This window comes from Devosia sp. Leaf420, assembly GCF_001425445.1.
Lineage (GTDB): Bacteria > Pseudomonadota > Alphaproteobacteria > Rhizobiales > Devosiaceae > Devosia.
Window position 1 is genome coordinate 201263 of sequence record NZ_LMQU01000013.1, and the last position, 21513, is coordinate 222775.

The window sequence follows — 21513 nt, forward strand, 5'->3', positions numbered from 1 at the left end:
CAACCCAATAGACGAAGGCGCTCGGCAAGTCAGGCGGCATTTTTTGCCATGTGCCCATTCCTTTTCTGCCGGTCTGCCGGGTGCGGCTCGGCGCCAAAATCCTGAAAGATCAACTAATTCATATGGTTAACGAATTGGCACTCCCCTTGCATTGCTTGGGGCAAACAGGCGCTTGCCTCGTCTATTTGGGGAACTGGAGTTTTAAATGGGTATTTTTGGCGCTCTTCAAAGTGCGGTGTCCGGCCTAAAGGCCCAGTCGCATGCCATGGAGAACATCTCCGGCAATATCGCCAATTCGCAGACCATCGGCTTCAAGCGGATCGATACGAGCTTTGTGGACATGATCCCCGATGCTCCGGTCAAGCAGCAGATTGCCGGTGCCGTTTCGTCCTATTCGCGCTCCATGAATACCCTGCGCGGCGATATTCAGAATGCCGAAACCGAAACCTACATGGCTCTCAATGGCAACGGCTTCTTCGTTGTCGAGCAGGGCGATGGTTCGGGCGGCACGTTCTACACCCGTCGCGGTGACTTCGACATTGATCGCAACGGCTACCTCGTCAACGGCGCCGGTTATCGCCTGACGGGTCTTGGCATGAACAACGGCGTCGTGACCGGTTCGGTCGCCGAAGCCATCAAGATCGACAACTCGTTCCTGCCGGCCAAGCGCTCGACGACGATCGACTATCAGCTCAACCTGCCGCAGATCCCGAAAACGTCGTCCTATGTCTCGACGACGCCGGGCAGCGAGCTCTTCAAGCCGTGGAATTATTCCAACGTCCAGGGTTCGCCAGCCTTTCCGAAGACCCCTGCGGGTTCGGGCGCGACATTGCCAGCGACCACTCCGGCCTATGCCTTCGGCGCGACCGTCAATGGCACGGCAGCAGCCAATTCCATCGTCACCGACAACGATCGTCTCAACGTCACCGTCGGCGGCGTGACCTATGGCGTGCGGTTCAACACCAATGGCGTCTCGACGCCTGCAGCGACGCTGACCAGCGCGACGGCCGGTAATGCTGCCGTCAGCAAACAGACTACGATCACTGTTGCCAGCCGTTCTACCCTAGCTTCGGACGACAATTTCTTCATCGGTTCCACCGCCATTCCACTTGGTGCTGGTGTTACCAACGACGCGCAATTCCAGACGGCGATCGAATCTGCACTTGGTCTTGCGCCCGGCTCCGCCGTACTCACCGGTACATCGCTGGTCATCAGCTATCCTGCGGGCGCGTCTCCGGCCGAAACGTCTGCGGCGGGTACTGGCGTTGCGCTCAGCGCCCCTGGCACCCGCGCTGGTACGCTCGCCACCTCGGCCTCGACCGTCGTCACCGTGCCGAAGGAAGAACTCGCCAACCTCCGCGCTGCCGGCAACTTCAACATCAACGGCACCGCCGTCACCATCCTGCCGGCAACGGGTCCGATCACTCCAGCCAACTTCCAGGCTTCGGTGAACGCGGCTATCGCACCAGCAACGGCGACGTATGATGGCGTGACGGGTCAGTTGACCGTTACGTATCCCGCCGGCGCTCGCGCTGCCGATACGACAGTGACCGGCTCTGGCACCGAAGTGGCTGCCAACGGCAGCATCACCACGATGCTCGCCGATATGGAAACCAAACTGCGCGCTCTCACCGGTGATGCGGGCATGAGCGTCGGTATCCGCAACGGCCGCGTTGCCGTTATCATGGGCGATGCCAGCACGCAGTCCCTGGCGTTCACGACCGATCGCGTCGGCTCCATCAGCGGCGATGCCATGGGCCTCAGCCTCACGACGGACACTGCCTCCGGCGTCGACGTCAAGTCGACCAACACTCTTGCGAGCCTCTTGATCGACCACGGCGATACGCTTTCGATCCAGGTCGGCTCTACCACGCGCACCTACCGCCTCGACACGTCGGGCACGCTCGCCGTCGGCGCGGGTGAAACCCGCATTAACGCCACCGGCACTGTCGCCGACATGCTGGCCTCCATCGAAGCCGACCTCAAGGCCAATGGCGGCCCAGGTGCTGCCGGCGTCGACGTCGACATGGTCGGTGGTCGCCTCAGCGTGACCTTTGCCGGCAACTACACCAATAACGTGATGATCTCGGGCAACGCCGCTGGCGCCACCAAGCTCAACATTGCCGGCAGCTATAACGCGACATCCGGTTCGGTCGACAACATCCTCTCGGCCGACTCCGATCGCTTCGTGTCGGAATCGATCTCGGGCGGCGGTATCACGGTCTACTCGAACACCGGCGAGCCGGTGAACGTGCAGATGCGCTGGGCCAAGATGGGCGGCACGACGGGCAACGAAACCTGGGGCCTCTTCTATGCCTCCGATAGCCGTCCTGGTGCTTCCGTCGCCTGGACCAAGCTTGCCGACTACAGCTATGACAACGGCATCCTGAGCGGCATTGCGCCGGCTGGTGGAGTCGCGACGGCAACGGGCACCGAGCAGCTGACCATCAGCAACCTGACGGTCAACGGCACCTCGCTCGGCCAGATGACTTATAATCACGGTCTCAAGGGCATGACGCAGTTTGCCGACAATAGCGGCGCTGCCAGCACCACAGCCCTCAAGCAGAACGGTTATGGCGCCGGCGAATTCATCTCGGTTGGCGTTTCCGATGCCGGTCGCGTCGTTGCCTCCTACACCAATGGCGAAACTCGCGAAGTCGCACAGATCGTGACGGCAAGCTTCAACAATGCCAACGCCCTCAAGCGCGGCGACGGCGGCACCTACACGGCAACCGTCGAATCCGGTGAGCCGATCGTCGACCAGTCCGGCTCGGGCATCGTGGGTGGTTCTACCGAAGCGTCCAACACCGACATCTCGGAAGAATTCACCAAGCTGATCGTCACGCAGCAGGCCTATTCGGCCAACACCAAGATCGTAACGGCAGCCGACGAGATGCTCAAAGAAGCTCTCAACATGATCCGCTGAGGTTTTCGCAATGCCTTTGGAATGTTGCCCATTCGCTAACCGGCCTCACGGGCTGTCTGACCGGTTAATGCCTCGCCTAGGCAGGCGTTTGAGCAGCATTCCCTTTTTCTCAACGGTCCCGGTGCTTGCGCCGGGACTCGCCGTTTCTCAGATTCTTCGCGCGGTCGCCGTCCTTCGGGGCGGGGCAGGGCGCGGCGCCAAAGGAGACCCGTCATGGGTTTGACAGTAGCGATCGGGAATGCCCTTTCGGGCCTGAAGGCCAGCCAGACAGCGCTGGAAGTCATCTCCCGCAATATTTCCAATGCCGGTACGCCCGGCTACCACAAGCAGACGCTGAACGCGCTCGAAGTCGGCCGGGGTGACAATTCCTATGTCCGCGCCGGCACGATCGAACGCGCCTTCGATAGCATCCTCCAGAACTACTATACCAAGCAGGTTCCCGAGACAGCATACTCGTCCACCCGGGCGACCTTCATGGACCGCCTCCAGACCTCGCTCGGCAAGCCCGGCACCGCCGGTTCGCTCGATACTTCGCTCGGCAACCTGCAGAAGTCGCTCGATGCCCTCGCCACGAGCCCGGACAACTATGCGACCCGCGCCGATGTGGTGACCAAGGCCACCGACATGGCCAACACACTCAACCGCCTCTCGCTCGACGTGCAGTCCATGCGCCGCGAGACGGAAACGCGGATGGCCTCGTCGGTCGATCAGATCAATTCCATGCTCGGTTCGCTCCGCGACGTGAACATGGTTTTGGCCGACTATGGCGTCGACAACAACACGCGCAACAGCCTCCTCGACCAGCGCGATCGCATCGTTTCGGGCGTATCCGAACTGATGGACGTGCGCGTCGACTACAATCCCGACGGCACTGTGCGCCTCGCGACCAAGTCGGGCACGGCACTGATCGACGTGAAGCCGTCGGTCGTGCGTTTCGAGCAGTCCGGTTCCCTGACCCCGACGAGCGAATTCAATGTCGACGATCAGCAGAGCGGCGTCGGCAAGTTCATCCTTGAAACGCCGAATGGCACCAAGGTCGATCTCGTCAAGGAAGGCGCGATCCGCACCGGCACGCTCGGCGCCCTCATCGAAATGCGCGACGTGACCCTCCAGGACGCGCAGAAGCAGCTCGACGACGTCGCTGCCGCGCTCTCGCAGGTGTTCTCGACCGTGCAGGAGCCGGGTGCGGTCGTCACTGGTCCGCCATCGGGCTATGATCTTGATCTGAGCAAGCTCAAGGACGGTGACGACGCGATGATCAAATATCGCGGCGAAGACGGCGTCGAGCGCACGGCGCGCGTCGTCCGCGTTGACGATGAATCGAAGCTCCCGCTCCAGACCCCCGATAGCTTCGGCAATCAGGTCGTGGGCCTCCGCATGGCCGGCACCGGTCCGGCCGGCACGGTCGACATGAACTTCGTCGTCAGCACGCTCAACAGCTCGCTCGCATATGGCCCGAGTTTTTCGGGAACCGGGTCGACGCTGTCGGTGCGGGGCAATGGCAATGCCACCCCGATCTCAGCTTCGACCCGTTGGACTGCCGATGAGCTTTCCGCCGGCTCGCTGGGCATGCCGCTCTTTATCGACTCCGATGGCAACAAGGCTTTCACCAATTCGCTCGGCGGCAACGGCCAGCGTCTCGGTTTTGCCGGCCGCATCACCGTCAATCCGGCGGTGATCACCGACAACAAGACGCTGGTGAACTACTCGGCCACCACAGCCTCTGGCGACAGCAAGCGCGTCGACTATCTCGTCGATCAGTTCGAGAATATGCGCTTCGGCTCCAACACCATGGTCGGGACCAAGAATGGCGGTTTCCGTCTTTCCGGCTCGCTGTCCGACATGGCCACCCAGGTCATGGAATATCAGGGCAGCGCCATCCAGACCGCGCTCGCCACCAGCAAGACCAATACTCAGACGCTCGACGCCATCACCTCGCGGATGGATGAAAGCTATGGCGTCGATATCAACGAAGAAGTCGCGCGGCTGATGGAGTTGCAAAACGCCTATGCCGCCAATGCCCGCGTCGCGTCCGTCGTGCAGGAACTGCTCGACACGCTCATGCAGTCGTTCACCTAAGGGAGCCGCGCAAGATGCTGATCAACAAGTCCATGTATCCGGTCAAGGCAGGCTATAGCGCTATCTCGACCATGCAGTCGCAGCTCGGCAAGCTCCAGACCCAGCTCGGCAGCGGCCAGAAGGCGGAAACGCTGTCCGAAATGGGGTTCGACCGCACGGTGTCGCTGGCCTCGCGCAATCGCCTGACCAAGCTCGATTCCTTCGCTGCCAACATCAACACGGTGAACCTGCGCCTCAATTTCCTCGACCAAGCGTTCACCTCGCTCTCCAAGCTCAAGTCCGAAACCCGGACGTCGGCAACGCCGACGAGCTTTGGTGAGAACAACCTCACCATGGTGAGCCTGCAGAAGGACTCGCAGAACCGTCTGTCGCAGCTCCTTGAAACGCTGAACCTCAGCGTGGCGGGCCGCTATCTCATGGGCGGCAACAAGACGGAAGCTGCGCCCGTCGCGACCTACGACCAGATCATGAATGGCGACGGCACCTCGGACGGCTACCTCAAGGTCGCCGAAGAGCGCCGCAAGGCCGACCTCGGCAAGGATTCTTCGGATACCCTCGCCAATGTCGGCCTGCCGCGCACGACCGTTACCGGCCCCTGGAAGAACAATCTCGTTCTCTCCTCGGCCGAGTTCGAGCGCTTCGGCTATTCCATCACCTCGATCTCAGGCAATTCGGACTCGACCCAGACCATGGGCCCCACGGCCGACCCGCTGGCGCCCACCGTGCAGGTTTCGACCCAGCCGCTCGATGGCGAACTGGTCACCTTCAACATGACTCGCCGCGACGGTACCACGCAGACCCTGACGGCCAAGGCTGTCGCTGCGCCAGCCGTTCCCGATAGTTCGGCGACGCCGCCGGAATATGCGGTCGGTTCGACGCTCGAAGACACTGCCAAGAACCTCGAAAACCTGATGGGTCAGAAGCTTGGCAATCTCGACAACTTCAAGCAGTTCCTGTCCTCGGATGCCGATGTGAAAGTCATCGGCTATTCCGACGGCATGAAGGCCGTGTCGGTTAAATTCCAGACCCAGCCGACCGATGGCGAAACCATCACCATCGGCATCAAGAACGCAGCAACCGGTGTGACCACCGACTATGCGTTCAAGGCCGTTGCCGGTACGCCGGACCCCGCTGCGAACCCCAAGGAATATCAGATCGGGGTGAGCCGCGAGGAAACGCTGAAGAACCTGCAAGGCGCCCTCAAGACCCATCTTGGTGCCCTCGAAGCGCCGATCAAGACCGGTCGGCTTGAAGCTGGTGTGGATGCTATGGCGCCCGAGAAGGTGCGCATTGCGGAAGAATCTCCGCCGACGGTTTTCGGCTACAAGCTCGCATCCGCTTCAACCACCAGCAGCCGGATCAATGTCAGCGCCGTTGCCGGCAATCCGGCCAACATGACGGTCGAGTTCATGGGAGTGCCCCGCTCGGGCGAATCCGTCACTCTCAACCTGACCATGCCAGACGGCACCAGCAAGGCCGTTATGCTGCAGGCGGTCGATCGTCAGCCCGGCACCGGTCAGTTCGTCATCGGCGCCAACAAGGAAGAGACGGCTGCCAATTTCGAAGCTGCCCTCAAGATCAAGCTCGATCAGACCAGCAAGACCGATCTCGTCGCAGCATCGAGCTTTGCCGCGGCCGACGATTTCTTCTCGGCCGATGGGGTGGCGCGCCGCATCGACATGACCGGCGGCGATCCAGAAACGGCGACCGTCTACTCGACGCCCGGCGCTCGCGATACCGTCAAATGGTACACCGGCGAAATCGGCACAGCGGGGGACAATCCCCGTCGCTCGGCAACGGCTGCGGTCGATGATTCCACCAAGGTCGGCTATGGCGTCCGCGCCAATGAGTCCGGTCTCCGCGAACTTGTCAAAACCCTCGCTGCCATGAGCAGCCAGGAATACGACGTCAACGACAACACCGCCCAGGCGCGCTTCAGCTCCATGGTGGAAAAGCAGATGGCGAGCACGTCGAGCGCGACCGCGACCCATGACGGCTCGGTCGAACAGATCGGTCTTGAACTGGGCGTCGTGCGGGCGACTGTTGGCGGCGCCAAGGAGCGCAACACGGCCTTCTCGGGCCAGCTCCAGACGCTGCTGAGCGAAGTCGAAACCGTCAGCATGGAAGAAACTGCCATGCAGCTTCTGGCGCTCAAGACGCGCCTAGAGGCGAGCTACCAGACCACGGCCAGCGTCGCGAACCTGAGCCTCGTTAATTACCTCAAATAGGGCGCCAGAAGGCGAACAGCGAGGCCAGAAGGCCGAGAGATCAAGGGGCGCGAAAGCGTCCCTTTTCTTTTGGGATATCGACTACCGCCTTCGCCTGACTTCCGATCAGGGCAAAGAGCCCTAGAAACAAAAAGGCCCCCGGTTATTTCCGGAGGCTCTTGGCATCGCATCGAGGCGATCTTTGGGGGAGGTGCCTATTCAGGCCTGGTCGGAACCGCGGAGGCCGGCGGCCAACTGACGGTTGATATTGATCAGGGGCAGAAGCTTGGCCTTGATCGGCTCCATATGGAGCTCGCGGGTCTCGTTCATGACGAAGAGACCGAGATTGGCGATGTTCTGCCGAACCTGGGCCGGAAGCGGATTATCTTCGCGGGTGACGGAGGTGAGGAAGATGTTCCAGATGCGGCGGTTGAAAAGCAGTGCCTCGTTGAGGCTCTCCTGCTTCAGGTCCCACGCGTCATGGATAAGCTGGAGGTTGGCAGCCGCCCGCGAAAGCAGATTTGCTTCGCGATCACGCGGGGCTTCCGTCTTGCGGGCCGTCTGCTGATAGGCCTGCGCTCCCTGATGGTACATTTGCTAGAAGGTCCTGTTCGTACTGAATAAGCTTACGGGCTGCCTTGAGAGCTTTGTACAATTGGCCGGTTAAAATCTCGTTGTTGATCCCGTTGATCAGCGTAATCATCGAGGGCGCCGCTTGAATTATGTCGTTGACAAGGCGGAAATATTCTTCGCGCAAACGGGCCGTATCGTCCTCGAGATACATGAGCTGGACGGCCAGGTAGATTCGCTTTGCGGGGGTATCTGCCGTGGCGATGGTGAGGATGTCTTTTTCCCGCAGGATAGGGGCCTTGCCGTCGATGAAGAGGCGTGTGCGCTGGTCTGAATTGGTGATGATGCACTGGCCGATGATAAGGCGTTCACCGGGCTTCAATTCGACTTTCAGCGACATAGGCTCTGTTTCCTGTTCTGGGAATGCCGCCGGTCGTCTGGCGGGCTTGTGCAATCGATAGCAGTCACTTGGCTCACACGCCAGCCACTCGCGCAAATCCCCCAGAAAAGGCCACGGCGACAGGGGCGGCGCGATGCGATTCTTGGAAGGCGTTGGTGGAAAAGGGCAGGGGTACCGGCTCCGATTCCCATATGCCCAAAAGAAGAAGGCGGGCTTGTGGCCCGCCTTCCTTTTATCGTTGTGCTGCTTGCGATTAACGCAGGAGCTGCAGCACAGCCTGGTCCTGCTGCGACGCCATCGACAGAGCCGAAGACGACAGCTGCTGACGGGTCTGAAGAGCCAGAAGGTTGGCCGCTTCTTCATTCGTATCAGCCAAGGTCAGGTTCGCCGCGCCGGTTTCGAGCGTGTTGATCATGTTCTTGGTGAACGACTGACGGTTTTCGACAGACGACAGGTTCGAACCGAAAGCCGAAGCCTGCGAGCGCAGTTCGGTCAGAGCCGAAGAGAGCTTGCCGAGGAAGGCGTCGATCTTTTCGTCGGTGTCGAGGTCTTCAGCAACAAGGCTTTCAACGCCGAGGTTCGAGGCATTGATACCGCGGGTGTTACCGTTGGCATCCTTGGCCTGGATGTCGATCGAGGACGTGCCGGACTCGTTGAAGGTAATCTTCAGCTTGTCGCCACGGAGCAGGTTGATGCCGTTGAAGGACGAGTCATCAGCGAGCTTGTCGAGCTGGTCACGCAGTTCGTTGAACTGCTTGGACAGGTTCGCACGGACCGAGTTGCCATCGATCTTGAGGGCATTCACGGCGCCGTTGCCGTTGGTATCGACACCGATATCGAGAGCCTGGGTCGACAGGTTTTCGATACGGAGCTTGCCGTTGTCGTTCGACGCACGAACCTTGCCGCCATGGTCGCGGTTGATCAGTTCGACGAACTTGTCGACGGTCTTGGTGGCGTTGAGCTGGCTCTTTTCAGCAACGCCGGTGTTCACACCGTTGGTACCGAAGAGGGCAGTTGCATCGTCACCCGAGACAGCCAGGGTCTTGGCTTCTGCAGTCTTGCCAACGAGCTGGAACTTGCCAGCTGCGTCGAACTTGGCTTCGACACCAGTGATGCCAGCAGCTTCGAGATCGGAATTGACCGATGCGATGGTCGCATCCTGCCAGTTCTTGATATCGAGAGCGTTCACCGGAGTACCGACGCCACCCTTTACGCCACCGATCGAAACGTTGGCAGTCTTGCCATCGTAGGAAACGGTGAAGGTGTTCTTTTCGGCAGCGACGGTCGCAACCGAAGCACCCTGCGCGGTGACAGTGGCAGTCTGAACGCCGTCAATTTCCGGCACCATGGGCTGGCCGTTGTTCGACGTAACAGCACCGTTGATACCGGCGGAGAGCGGGGAGCCGTTGGTGACGTCAAGAGTACCAGCAGTAGCGCCGATAGCTGTGCCAAGAGTGCCGGTGGTGGAGATGGAAAAGTCAGTACCATCTGCCTTGGTGATCGAGAACCCGGTAGTCGTAAGCGTGACAGTAAGACCGCTACTACCACCTTCAAGGGCGGTCTTGAGCGCCGTTGCTTGGGTGGTGTTGTCACCACCAGCGGTAAACGTATAGCTCTGAGCACCAACGGAGATCGTCTGACCGGCATAGGCCTGAAGGTTTGTGCCCGTGCTCGTGAAGTCCACGGTGCCCATCAGCGTGCCTGAGTCGGACGCAACTGCAGCTGCAACGTAGGTCTTGTCGGACGTGACGGTCGGAGCTGTTGCAGCGCCGGCAGTCTTTGCAGTCAACGTGAACGTCGAACCGGTGTTGGTGATGTCGTAGTTCGCGTTGATGTTGGCGTCGCCCTGCAGTGCAGAGAGTACCTGTGCGTCCGTTGCGCCGCTGGCGATGGCGATCGGGCCAGATGCGCCAGCGATCGTCAGGTTCTGAGCACCGTTTGAGGTACCGATCGTGAACACCGACGAGGCCTTGGTTGCAGGCGTGCCAGGAGAGTAGTTCGGAACACCGGCAACGGTCGGGACAGCGCCACCCCACTGGGTGCTGGTGAGCTTGATGTCCTTGGTAGTTGCGTCGGCTTCGACGGTGTAACCACCGGCGGTTGCCTTGGCCTGCAGGTTCGCAACGAAGTCGTCGAAGGTTGCACCGGTTGCAACACTCTGGCCACCAGCGGTGATCGAGGTGCTCACAGCCGAGTAGTTGAACGTTACAGCGCCCTTGGTGGCGTTGTTGACGCCAGTTGCAGCGTTGTTGTCCGGATCAAGATTGATCGCGGCAGCAGCAGCCGAGGGATCGACCGTTTCGATGATGATCTTGCCTGCATTGTCGCCAGTGCCAACCGACACAGCGTACTTAGCAGTCGTGGCAGGAGCGGCATCGAGCGTCGTCTGGATGGTGGCCTTGAGACCAGCAGCAGTAACGTCAGCACCAGCAGTGACGGTCACGCCAGCAACAGAGAAGGTGTCACCGGTAGTGAACCCAGCAGGCGAACCCAGCGTAATAACCGAACGAGCACCAGCACCCTGAGCGCCAGCAGTGGTCGACTGTGGGCCAAGGTAGGCGGTAGCAGCTTCAGTCGAGATCTGGGCCTTGGTGCCGGCAACGGTCGCCGAAGCGAGGCTGATGTCGGCGTTGAGGTCGCCGAACTGACCGCCGCCAAGGTTGATCTTGGTGCTGTCGTTGACGTCGAACGACTTGGTCGAGAACGACTTGTCCTGACGGGCCTGGCGCAGCGTCGACTGCATGGATTCCATGTTCTTCGTCAGGGCGGTGATGCCGTTGTTAGCGGCTTCGATGACCTTGATACCCGAGGCCATGGAATCGAGCAGATTGCTCATGTCGGCAGCGCGGCTGTTGAGAGCTGCGGCGGTGAAGAAGCTCGACGGATTGTCGAGAGCCGAGTTCACCTTGTTACCGGTGGCAAGACGGTTCTGCGTCTTGTCCATCATGCCGGCGGTATTCTGGAGGCTCAGAAGGTTCGCGCGAACGGCCTTCGAGAGAGAAACATCGGAACCCATACTAGGTTTTCCTTCTGGACGTGTGGTGCTTCGCCTCAATTCTTGAGACGTCTGCAGCATGGGCTCGACTTGCTAAAATCTTCTTAAATTCGTTCAATCTTTACGCTGTCGGTAAGCCCTTCATTCACCACGGTTTTCCGCGGATTTTCTGGGATTTGCAGGTTGGTTGGTGGAGCTCCAGGGCGCTAAATATTTCGCGCCGGATGATCTTTGGAGGCGGCGGTTTCCCGGATTCTGCTCACATCACGTCGGCAAGATCACACGACTCGCCCCTAGCTCTATTAGCCCAGGGCCTAAATCGCCCTCACGTGTACGCGCGCGATTCGACCTATCAGGCGAGGGGCAAAATCCGGGCTCGGCTGAATTAGATAAAATTTGAAATAAATTGCGATGTTTGCCGAGAGGGGCGCGCAGCTTTTGGACCTTAAACCTGATTTCGCCGGCAAGAAACGCCGGAAGAAAAAAATCTCTGGAGCAGGAAGTCCAAACATGAGCATCAATCTTTCGTCCAACGCCCGTACCGGTCTCACAGTTCTGCGCAACGTTTCTGAGCAGATGGCCACCACGCAGAGCCGCCTGGTAACTGGTAAGGCCGTGAATAGCCCGCTGGATAACGTCTCGAAGTTCTTCACTGCCTCTTCGATGGACACCCGCGCTGCTTCGATCGACTCGCTGATGGACAATATCAACGCTGCTCAGTCCTCGATGAAGGCCGCTTCGGAAGGCATCAAGGGCATCCAGGGCCTCATCAAGGAAGCCCGCGGTCTCACCAGCCAGGCACTGACCTCCTCGGCAACCAATGCGAAGGTCACCGGCACTGCAACCGTGACCGGCACCACGGCGATCACCGCCGCAGATACGCTGGTTCTGACGACCACGAGCGGCACCTACACTTACACTGCACCGGGTGGTGGTGGCACCGTCCAGGGCCTGATCGACGGCATCAACGCTGACGCAGACGTCGGTGTGAAGGCTGCGATCGTCGACGGCAAGCTGACCCTCTCCGGCTCGAACAACGAATCCATCACGATCGCCGGCACCGGCACCGGCCTGACCGCTCCAGGCTTCACCGCCGCGACCACTGCTGCTCCGAAGAATGCGACCCGTGAAGCGCTTGCCAAGCAGTTCGATGCCCTCAAGACCGAAATCGATCGGATTGCCAAGGACGCAGGCATCAACGGCACCAACCTGCTCAATGGTGACAAGATCAAGCTGGCGCTCAACGAAGACGGTTCGTCCTCGACCTCGATCGATGGCACGGTGGTGAATGCTGCAAGCCTCGGCGTTGCCGGTGCAGCCGGTACCTGGCAGTCCGACAAGAACATCACCGACTCTCTCGATGACCTGATCGCTGCTGCCGATACGCTGGAAGCCACTGCCGCATCGTTCAGCTCGACCCAGTCGATCATCAATGCCCGCAAGGATTTCAACGCCTCGCTCTCGGATATCCTCAAGTCCAGCGCCAATTCGCTGACTGCCGCCGATATGGATCAGGAAGCTGCGAACCTCGTCGCTCTCCAGACCCGCCAGCAGATGGCCACCACGGCCCTCTCGATCATGCAGTCTTCCGAGACCACGGCTCTCCGCCTCATCTCGTAATCGCTCACGATACTTCACTGAAAACTTGGCCCGCCATCTTGGCGGGCCTTTTTCGTTTGAGCGCCGTAATCGCGCGCAAGAGAAAACCCGGGCTGAAACTCAGCCCGGGTTTTCATGTTTGGTCGTCAGATGATCTTGTCGGTTACCGGCAAGGTTGAGAGGGGCGACGACCACTCCCGCTTGAGGCGCTGGATATATTCGTAAGCCGTTGGCGGCGCCAAAGCCTGTTCATTACCCAGCAGCCCCGCTTCGAAAATCGTCTCTGCGGGGAGGCTCTCATCGAGTTGCGTTACCGTCGAACCGCCATTTGCATTTTCGGGTTCGTCGTCGGTTGGACGGTCCGTTTGGGGATCGTTCTGGTTTTTTCGGCCCTTTGGCCGCGTAAACCGGGGAAGATGCGGCGAAAATGCGATACCGATCGTATCGGTTTTCGGCGCTATTCTGGCGCTCATATTCCTATCCTGGAGCCACAATTGGCCACTGGCAGGCTATGAGACGGGCTCTGTGTAATCCGTTCGGAGCAATCGTCGGATTTTAAGAAAGTAGTCATCACTCCGGAAGGTTTGGTTCACCATGACAGCGGGCAAAGAAAAAGGGCCTTCGCTCCTGCGAAAGCCCTTTGGCCGGTGATGACAGCAAGCGCTCCTTCTGGAGCACTGGTCTTTCAAGACGCGCGCGCCGGCGATTCCTCAGAGCGCGCGGTTGATGGCGATGCCCTTGGCCGCCGCAGCGCGCGGCATTCTCACTTCGCCGCTGCGATCATAGGTGCGGGTGCGGTCTTTCTGGCCGACGGTTTCGGCGACATCTTCCAGAATATCCTCGGCAATAGTCTTGGCCGTGGCGATGACACGGAGGTTTTCCGCCATTTGCGTTGCAAGGCTATCGTGATTGCTGTGCAGCCGATCGAGCGACACGGGCGCTTCGGCCGAAAGACGCGTCGTCTGGCGTTGCACCGAACGGGCGTAAACCACGTAATCCTGTGCAAGCTGGGTCTTTTCGGCGGTGAGGCCTGCGGCATCGCGAAAACGGCCGGCGCGGAGCAGGGTGGTTTCTTCGTTCATCACGTTGACCAGCGCCTGGAGCGCGGTCTCGGCCTGGGTGCAGAGCTCCTCGGCTGGCAGGCTGTCGAGGGACGCAATACGATCTGCTGCTGCGGACATTAACGGTACACTCCTGTTACACGCGGATTAGTTTGTTGGCTGGCTTCCTGCAGGGCGATCATGTCGCCCATCAATTGGTCGGCAATGCCGAGGCCGCCATTTTGAGCCATGGAATTGGCAAGTTGTTCGGACTGGATCGAGCGCCAGGTCTCTTCACCGAAGCCGCCGCCGAAGCCGTTGTCGGATTTGGCCGTCGCGAACATTTCCTTAGTGAGAAGGTTGAGGAAGACGCCTTCGAAATCCTCGGCCTGCTTACGGATCTTGTCGATCTGGTGGCTGTTGAGGCTGGTCTTGATGCCGTTGACGATTGTGGTTTCCATCAGAGCACCTCGATTTCAGCTTGAAGAGCGCCAGTCGCCTTGATGGCCTGGAGGATGGCGATCAGATCGCGGGGCGAAATGCCGAGCGCGTTGAGCCCGTCGACGAGTTCCTGCAAGGTTACGGATTCGTTGATCACCTGCAGGGCCGTATCGGTCTGGCTGACGCTGAGATCGGTGCTTGGCTGTACGGCGGTCTGGCCCTGGCTAAAGGGTGCTGGCTGCACGACGGTCGGGTTTTCGGCAATCGAGACAGTCAGGTTCGACTGGGCCACGGCAACGCTCGACACGCGGACATCCTTGCCCATGACGATGATACCGCTGTTTTCGTCGATGACGATCTTGGCCGACTGGTCGGTCTGGATGATGAGCTGCTCAACGTCGGTCAGCAGATCGACGATATTGCCGTTGAAATTGACGGGTAGGGTGAGGCGAACGGTGGACGGATCTTCCGGCACGGCTGTCGCTGCACCGATGAAATCGTTGATTGCCATGGCGATGCGGCGCGAGGTGGTGAGATCCGGGTTCCGCAGGGCAAGGCGCAGCGAATGCTGGGCGCCGAGTTCGAAACCGATTTCGCGTTCCACCAAGGCGCCAGAGGAAATGCGGCCGGTGGTTGGCACGCCCGAAACGATGCTCGCCGCGTCGCCTTCCGCGCTAAAACCGTTGATGGTGACCGGGCCCTGCGCGATGGCAAAGACTTCGCCGTCGGCGCCGAGGAGGGGAGTTACCAGCAAAGTACCGCCCTGGAGGCTCTTGGCATTGCCGAGCGAAGCAACAGAAATGTCGATGCGCTGACCCTGCGTGGCGAAAGGTGGCAGGCTGGCGGTCACCATCACGGCGGCAACATTTGCCGTTCGGACATTCTCGCCGGCTGTGTTGACGCCAAGCCGTTCGAGCATGGATTGCAGCGACTGCTTGGTGAATGGCGAATTGTTGAGGCTGTCGCCTGTGCCATTGAGACCAACGACGAGACCATAGCCGACAAGCTGATTCTCGCGGATGCCTTCGACGTCGACGATGTCCTTGATACGGGCAGGCGCTGCGGCTGCCTGGGCGATAGGGCCCAGTGCCAGCGCGGCGCCGACCGCTATAAGAAGGCCAATACGGAAGAAGCTCTTTGGCATCTGTTTCCCCGAGAGTGCGCGGCACCATCCCCATGGCGCTGCAGTTCGCAACACTCAATGCCAGAAGCGTGCCAAACTCGGATTTTCTGCATAAATCATTGTAATGCTTAAGTTTACGGCCGGATATCGCGCTCGGCTGCCCGCCCTAAATGTGCCGGTGTGCAATTCTTGCCGGGAACATTAAGTGGTCCTTAACCATGTCGGGCAGATTTTGCCTGTGACAGGAATTTGGGAGTGACTGAGTCCCGTGCGTATCGAAACCGCCAATCGCATGAGTAGTGTGTCTTCACGTGCCGCCGTGGGGAAATATGCTGCCGGCCAGTCTTTTACGATGTCGGATGTTTCGGGCCCCGCACGGGTGGCCCGCACAGCGCCGGTCGTCGCTTTGACCCCGCTCGACGCGATTCTTGCTATCCAGTCGGTTGGCGATGCCATGGGCGGCAAGCGCAAGGCGGTGAAGCGCGGCAGCAACCTGCTCGACCTCCTCGAAGGCATCAAGGCCGATCTGCTCGTTGGCGATATCACGCCCGATCGGCTCGATGCGCTGGTCAAGGAACTCAGCACCTATCGCGACCGGACCGAACCGGGGCTTGATGACCTGTTGGACGATATCGAACTGCGCGTCCGCGTCGAGCTCGCCAAGCAGGGTCTCTTCCCGCCTTTCTGAGCCAAAGGATAAGTCACAGTTCAGTCAGCTTCATAAAAATGTTGCCTATTACGGGCTATGTGGCTGATGCGAAGGGCCTTTTCTTAGTTAAGGCACTTTAAGAACTTCGCTTGCTCGGGGTTGACGTCCGGCCTATATAGGCCGCCGAGGGGTGCATTGGAGTTGAGTCAGCTAATGTCTTCGGTTGAAGTTATCGAATACCGGCCGAGTGAAGACGAGCCGTTCATGAACCCGCGTATGCGGGAATACTTCCGGAATAAACTGCTTGCCTGGAAAGACGAGATCCTGCGCGAAAGCCGCGGCACGCTCGAAAACCTGCAAGAAGAAAGCCAGAACCATCCGGATATGGCCGATCGGGCCAGCTCGGAAAGCGATCGGGCGCTGGAATTGCGGACGCGTGACCGTCAGCGCAAGCTGATTGGCAAGATCGACTCCGCCATGAAGCGGATCGACGATGGCACTTACGGCTATTGCGAAGAAACCGGCGACCCGATCGGCGTCGCCCGTCTCGATGCCCGCCCAACTGCAACGCTGAGCCTTGAAGCTCAGGAACTGCACGAGCGGCGCGAAAAGGTCTATCGCGACGAATAAATCAAAGCCCGCCGCAAGGCGGGCTTTTTGTTTGCCGTGATGATTCAGACTTCACCAGTCCGTTCGCGGTTGCGATCATGGATGGCCTGAACGTCTGGCGTCAGTTGCTCGGCAAAATCGCTCAGTTCATAGATCGGGCGAATGTCGATATCGCTTTCTTCGAACATCGGATTGGGGCAGCGCTTCACCCATTCGACGGCCTCGTCCATATCGCGCACTTCCCAGATCCAATAGCCGGCGACGATTTCCTTGGTCTCGGTGAAGGGGCCATCCATCACCGTGCGGTCTGTGCCATTGAAATGCACGCGCTTGGCCTGCTTGGTCGGCTTCAGCCCATCGCCGCCGAGCATGATGCCGGCGCTGATTAGTTGCTCGTTATATTTGCCCATGGCTTCAAGCATTTCGGTGGGCGGCATGCGGCCATCTTCACTGTCCTGGGTGGCTTTTACAAAAACGACAACGCGCATTTCTCGTCTCCTTCAGTGCGGCAGAAATTGCCTCTCACCCTGGCGACGAATTCAAGCGAAGCCCTTCGACATTTTTGCGACGTCATTTTTCGAAAAAGACAACGGGGCCGAATGGGCCCCGTCTGACTGGTGACGCTTTGAGAGAAATTTAGAAGCCGAAGACGGTGGTGATGCCGCTCTGGCCGTCGCCGTTCTGCATGCATTGCGCATCGCTGGCATTGCCGAACTGAAAGAGGCCGCAGGTATTGTTGTTGCCGTGCTGGCTGATGGTACCATGGTGGCCATTACCGTCCTGGACGATGAGGCCGGAATTGTTGCTGCCGCTCTGATCGAACCCGGCGGCGTTCCAATTGCCGTTCTGTGCGACATTGCCACCATTGTCAGAAAAACCCTTCACAAGGGAATAGACCCGCAGGCCTAGGCCAAGGGCCTGCGCCTGATCAGGATCGCTCGGCGCAAAGCCGAACGAGATCTGGCCGGCCATGGCAGGCGAAATGCCGATGACGAGAGCGGTGATGGCGGCTGCTGCGGTCTTTGTGAAGGTGGCGGTCATTTGGTTCTCCAAGCGGTTCTGCGTTCCCGGTGCTGGTGGTTCCCAGCGCATGAAAAGAGCTTAGAGCCATTGGGCTGAACCCATCCGGAGCAGGGCGTTCAGAATGCGTTCAGCGATTCCCTGTCGCCAAAAGATAAAGCCCCGGCGGACCGGGGCAATGTCGGATCAGTGGAGCAGATACGGTTAGATGCGGCCGGTGCTCTGCGAGCAATCATAGCTCTTGCCGCCGATCGTGACCGTGAAGCTGACCTTGGCATTGGCGCTTGAATTGATCATCACCTGGCCGATCGAGACTTCGGTATTGGCCATGGCCGCAAAGGGGCCGCCCTGGTTGATATTGCTCGATCCACCGCCGCCCGACGAGCGCAGCGAGAAGGTGTAGTCGCCGGTCAGCACGGTCGGGCTCATCAGCCGGCCCTGATAGGTGGTCATGCCCGATTGTGTCGTCGTTTCAACGCCGCAGGTGAAGTTGCCGCCATCGGCATTGGCCGTCGCGACCGCGCCAATTCCAGCGAGCGCTACGACACCGGCGATAAGGCCTTGGGTCAGTGGGGTAATCATGTCGTCCTCCTGATACGCGGGGAAGGGCGGGGCTGGCGAACCAGCCCCTGGCCTTTGACTTCAGTTGCAGGCCTGCACGAAGGCAGTCACATTGCCAGAACCCTGCTGCACGACGTTGGCATTGCAATTATTGCCCACCTGCACGCCGGCCGTGATGTTGCCATTGCCGTCCTGGGTGATGACCGAGGTGTGGTTGTTGCCGAACTGGCCGACACCAGCCTGGTTGTTCCAGCCGTTCTGGTAGACGTCCCCCTTGTTCCAATTGCCCTGCTGGCCGATGGCGGAGACATTGTTGCCGCCCTTCTGCTGGCTCGTTGCCTTGTTCCACCAGCCGGTCTGCTTGGTCGAAAAAGTCTGGTTCCAGCCCGACTGGCTGCCGCCCACCTGATTGCCCCAGCCGTACTGGTCGATATGGATGCCGGCGGCCATCGCAGGCGCAGCGGCAGAAGCGATGACGGTGGTGGCAAGAGCGGCGATGAAGAGCTTGCGGATCATTTTGTCGTCTCCAGGTGGGGCGGTCCCTCCGACCGCGCTGATGGAAACCGTTTTAGGCTCCTGATCCGGAACCGGGCCTGAAGCGAGAATTCAGAATTCGTTCAGGTGACGCGGTAGTTCGAAAATCGTGGATGCCGTCACCCCCTCCCGGCCTCCCCCATCAAGGGGGAGGTGCGGATCGAGTTTGGGGCTAGATCCAGCCAAAGCCACCGGCCAGACACCTCCCCCTTTGATGGGGGAGGAAGGGAGGGGGTGATGAACAATCACCAACCTCACCTTCAAACCCGCCCATACCGCCGCTTCAAATGGTTCTTGAAGAACTCGGCATTGAGCGGCTCGCCCGTCGCTCGCGTAATCAACTCCGGCGTCGAATAGCGCGAGGCCTCGGACCACACATTATCCGCTCGCCATTGGTTGATCGCGCCGAACTCGCCGCGGCTCATCTGGCTCTTCGCGTCCGGCACGGCCTTTTCCATCGCTGCCCATTGCTGTGCCGCGATCATGGCGCCCAGCGTATAGCTCGGGAAATAGCCAAGCGCGCCGCCCGGCCAATGGACGTCCTGCATCGGCCCGTCCTTGGGGTCGTTGATGGTCGAGATCCCCAGATATTCCGTCATCTTGGCGTCCCAGGCCTCCGGGATCTGGCTCGCCCCCAGCTTGCCCGCAATCAGCTCCTGCTCCAGTTCGTAGCGGAGGATAACGTGGAGCGGGTAGGTGACCTCGTCGGCATCGACGCGGATGTAGCCGCGCTCGACATGGTTCACCTCGTTGAGAATATCGGCGATGTCCCAGCCGGGAATCGCATCATCGCCGAGATGCTGGCGCACCAGCGGCAGCATGAATTCCCAGAATTCGGGGCTGCGCGAGAGCTGCATTTCGACAAAAAGACTCTGGCTTTCATGCATGCCCATGCCACGCGCCTTGCCCAGCGGCCAGTGCGACCAGTCCTTGGGAAGGCCCTGCTCATAAAGCGCGTGGCCGGTCTCGTGCAGTACGCCCATAAGCGAGGACAGAAATTCATCGGTCCGATAGCGCGTCGTCATCCGCACGTCGGTCGGTACGCCACCGCAGAACGGATGATGCGATACCGCAAGCGAACCATGGGTGAAATCGAAGCCAACCGCGCGCATGGCCGCGAGGCCAAGCTCACGCTGCTTTTCGATCGGGTAAGGGCCGTTGAGGCTTTTTCGCGGACGCTTGGCGAGGCGCTCTTCCTGCACCGCCAGTGCCTCGGGCACGAAATCCTTCAGAAAACTCTTGAGGTCGGCAAAGATCGGATCGATGCCGGCAGTGCGATTGCCCGGATCATATTGATCCATCAGGGCATCGTAGGCACCAAGCCCCGTGGCGGCCGAGCGCAGCCCTGCCTCTTCGCGCACGAGTGCGACCACGCCTTCCAGCGCCGGCAGGAACGAATCCCAATCGCCCTTGGCCCGCAATTCGCGCCAGAGCTGTTCCGATCGCATGGTCGCTGCCGTCCGGCGCTCGACGAATTCGGTCGGGAGGCAAGTCGCGTTGACATAACTGCGCTCGAACTCTGCGACCGCCAGTTTCTGGTCGGTGTCGAGATCTTCGTTCTTGGCCGCATCGATCCAATCGGCAATTTCCGGCGCTGTCGCTTGGGCATGGTACATGCCGGCAAGGTTCGACATCGCCTCAGCCCGCTTCTCGCCGCCACCTACCGCCATATGCGTCGCTTCGTCGGCGCCAAGAATGGAAAGCGCGTGCTCCAGCGCTTCAAGCTTGCGGCCAAGGGCATCGAGTTTTTGGAAGGACATGCGGCAGGTCTCCGAAACGAGGTGCCGCGATGTTTTTCATAGGGATGGGGCAGGATCAAGTTCCTCGCGCCGTCCTTAAAAAACAACAGAGGCGCAGCCGGGGAGCCGCGCCTCGTGGGGAAGGCCTTTGGCTTCTGCTTTGGCCTGGGCGATCCTTCTGGATCTGCCCGGGGGAACGGCGGCACGCAGTGGGGACAACATGCCGCCGGAAGAAGGTGGCGCGCCCGTTGGCCGGGCGCTGCCGAAATCAGAATGGCAGGATGGCGTCGAGAACCTGCTGGCCGTAACGCGGCTGCTGCACGTCGGTGATCTGGCCGCGGCCACCATAGGAGATGCGGGCCTCGGCGATCTTGGTCGATGGGATCGTGTTATTGGCCTGGATGTCGGACGGGCGCACAATGCCGGAGACGATGAGGTCGCGGACTTCGAAATTGACGCGCACTTCCTGGCGGCCTTCGATCACGAGATTGCCGTTGGGCAGCACCTGGGTGATCACCGCGGCGATCGAGGTCTGGAGGGCTTCCGAACGGTTCACCGAGCCAGCGCCGGCATCGTTGATGCCAGAGGTGAAGTCGATGGCCTTGGCCGGATCGATCGCACCGGCCGTCACGTTTTCGACCGCGGCGCCGAAGATGCCGCCCATGCCGGCATTGTTGCTCGAAGAGCGATTGCGGTTGGATGTATTGCTGATCTTGGCGCTATCGTCGACGGTCACCATGACGGTGAGGATGTCGCCGACGCGGTGAGCGCGTTCATCCTTGAAGAAGCCCTTGGCCGAGGTGCGGTAGAGCGAATTCGACTGATAGGTGTCCGCGATCGGCTCAGGCATCGGCATGCGCACGGGCTGGTAGCCGGCGAGCGTCGTCGGGTCCTGGATCTGGGTCAGTGGTGGGGCATTGCCGACGCTGGCAAGGCGATCCATGGTGTTGCAGGCGCCGAGGGCTGCCGTCAGGGTGAGGATGGTGGCGATCTTAAGAGTCTTCATTTTCATTCGGTCCTG

General features: G+C 60.1%; 19 protein-coding genes. 6 read left to right on the top strand and 13 right to left on the bottom strand.

Annotated elements, in window-relative coordinates; all coding sequences use genetic code 11:
- Nucleotides 1-205 precede the first annotated feature (205 nt).
- The 3 genes from ASG47_RS16840 to ASG47_RS16850 all read left to right on the top strand — a co-directional run bounded on the left by ASG47_RS16840 (nt 206) and on the right by ASG47_RS16850 (nt 7233).
- On the top strand, nt 206-2926 hold the full coding sequence (locus ASG47_RS16840; protein WP_061911165.1) for a flagellar hook-basal body complex protein: 2721 nt from the start codon (nt 206-208) through the stop codon (nt 2924-2926).
- Nucleotides 2927-3139: 213 nt separating this feature from the next.
- Complete coding sequence (gene flgK / locus ASG47_RS16845; protein WP_061911167.1) at nt 3140-5005, top strand: flagellar hook-associated protein FlgK; 1866 nt, start codon at nt 3140-3142, stop codon at nt 5003-5005.
- Between the two features lie 14 nt (nt 5006-5019).
- On the top strand, nt 5020-7233 hold the full coding sequence (locus ASG47_RS16850) for a hypothetical protein (RefSeq protein ID WP_061911169.1): 2214 nt from the start codon (nt 5020-5022) through the stop codon (nt 7231-7233).
- A 198-nt stretch (nt 7234-7431) separates the two neighbouring features.
- Here ASG47_RS16850 and flaF read toward each other — a convergent pair whose 3' ends face one another.
- The 3 genes from flaF to ASG47_RS16865 form a co-directional block, all read right to left on the bottom strand.
- On the bottom strand, nt 7432-7806 hold the full coding sequence (gene flaF, locus ASG47_RS16855; protein ID WP_061911171.1) for a flagellar biosynthesis regulator FlaF: 375 nt from the start codon (nt 7804-7806) through the stop codon (nt 7432-7434).
- A complete protein-coding gene (gene flbT, locus ASG47_RS16860) occupies nt 7745-8182 on the bottom strand; it encodes a flagellar biosynthesis repressor FlbT (protein WP_061911173.1) in 438 nt (145 codons plus the stop codon). The genes flaF and flbT overlap by 62 nt, the downstream gene beginning before the upstream one ends.
- Nucleotides 8183-8435: 253 nt before the next feature.
- The gene (locus tag ASG47_RS16865; RefSeq protein WP_061911174.1) at nt 8436-11198 is read right to left on the bottom strand and encodes a flagellin; all 2763 of its coding nucleotides are present in this window, start codon (nt 11196-11198) and stop codon (nt 8436-8438) included.
- A gap of 489 nt (nt 11199-11687) precedes the next feature.
- Here ASG47_RS16865 and ASG47_RS16870 point away from each other — a divergent pair, with 489 nt between their 5' ends.
- Complete coding sequence (locus tag ASG47_RS16870) at nt 11688-12797, top strand: flagellin (protein WP_061911176.1); 1110 nt, start codon at nt 11688-11690, stop codon at nt 12795-12797.
- Between the two features lie 125 nt (nt 12798-12922).
- Here ASG47_RS16870 and ASG47_RS16875 read toward each other — a convergent pair whose 3' ends face one another.
- From ASG47_RS16875 to ASG47_RS16890, 4 genes are all read right to left on the bottom strand, one after another.
- Complete coding sequence (locus tag ASG47_RS16875; protein ID WP_061911178.1) at nt 12923-13249, bottom strand: hypothetical protein; 327 nt, start codon at nt 13247-13249, stop codon at nt 12923-12925.
- A 237-nt stretch (nt 13250-13486) separates the two neighbouring features.
- Complete coding sequence (locus ASG47_RS16880; RefSeq protein WP_061911180.1) at nt 13487-13957, bottom strand: hypothetical protein; 471 nt, start codon at nt 13955-13957, stop codon at nt 13487-13489.
- Nucleotides 13957-14277: a rod-binding protein gene (locus ASG47_RS16885; RefSeq protein WP_061911182.1), complete on the bottom strand. Its 321-nt coding sequence runs from the start codon at nt 14275-14277 to the stop codon at nt 13957-13959. Before ASG47_RS16885 ends, ASG47_RS16880 begins: the two co-directional genes overlap by 1 nt.
- Nucleotides 14277-15401, bottom strand: coding sequence for a flagellar basal body P-ring protein FlgI (locus ASG47_RS16890; RefSeq protein WP_061911184.1), 1125 nt, complete (start codon nt 15399-15401; stop codon nt 14277-14279). The genes ASG47_RS16885 and ASG47_RS16890 overlap by 1 nt, the downstream gene beginning before the upstream one ends.
- Before the next feature lie 247 nt (nt 15402-15648).
- Between ASG47_RS16890 and ASG47_RS16895 the strand changes: the two genes are divergently transcribed.
- Both ASG47_RS16895 and dksA read left to right on the top strand, forming a co-directional pair.
- Nucleotides 15649-16068 (top strand): flagellar assembly protein FliX, encoded by a 420-nt coding sequence (locus ASG47_RS16895; RefSeq protein WP_062630425.1) that lies wholly within the window; start codon nt 15649-15651, stop codon nt 16066-16068.
- 174 nt (nt 16069-16242) lie between these two features.
- The gene (gene dksA / locus ASG47_RS16900; protein WP_061911188.1) at nt 16243-16659 is read left to right on the top strand and encodes an RNA polymerase-binding protein DksA; all 417 of its coding nucleotides are present in this window, start codon (nt 16243-16245) and stop codon (nt 16657-16659) included.
- A 44-nt stretch (nt 16660-16703) separates the two neighbouring features.
- Here the strand turns inward: dksA and ASG47_RS16905 are convergent, their stop codons facing one another.
- The 6 genes from ASG47_RS16905 to flgH all read right to left on the bottom strand — a co-directional run bounded on the left by ASG47_RS16905 (nt 16704) and on the right by flgH (nt 21498).
- Nucleotides 16704-17126, bottom strand: a complete 423-nt coding sequence (locus tag ASG47_RS16905) for a YciI family protein (protein WP_061911190.1) — start codon at nt 17124-17126, stop codon at nt 16704-16706.
- Between the two features lie 148 nt (nt 17127-17274).
- Nucleotides 17275-17679 (bottom strand): hypothetical protein, encoded by a 405-nt coding sequence (locus ASG47_RS16910; protein ID WP_061911192.1) that lies wholly within the window; start codon nt 17677-17679, stop codon nt 17275-17277.
- 183 nt (nt 17680-17862) lie between these two features.
- Nucleotides 17863-18240, bottom strand: coding sequence for a curli-like amyloid fiber formation chaperone CsgH (gene csgH / locus ASG47_RS16915; RefSeq protein ID WP_061911194.1), 378 nt, complete (start codon nt 18238-18240; stop codon nt 17863-17865).
- Nucleotides 18241-18300: 60 nt separating this feature from the next.
- Complete coding sequence (locus tag ASG47_RS16920; protein WP_061911196.1) at nt 18301-18735, bottom strand: curlin; 435 nt, start codon at nt 18733-18735, stop codon at nt 18301-18303.
- A gap of 278 nt (nt 18736-19013) precedes the next feature.
- Nucleotides 19014-20513, bottom strand: a complete 1500-nt coding sequence (locus tag ASG47_RS16925; RefSeq protein ID WP_061911198.1) for a carboxypeptidase M32 — start codon at nt 20511-20513, stop codon at nt 19014-19016.
- A gap of 247 nt (nt 20514-20760) precedes the next feature.
- Complete coding sequence (gene flgH, locus ASG47_RS16930) at nt 20761-21498, bottom strand: flagellar basal body L-ring protein FlgH (protein ID WP_410494034.1); 738 nt, start codon at nt 21496-21498, stop codon at nt 20761-20763.
- Nucleotides 21499-21513: the final 15 nt, after the last annotated feature.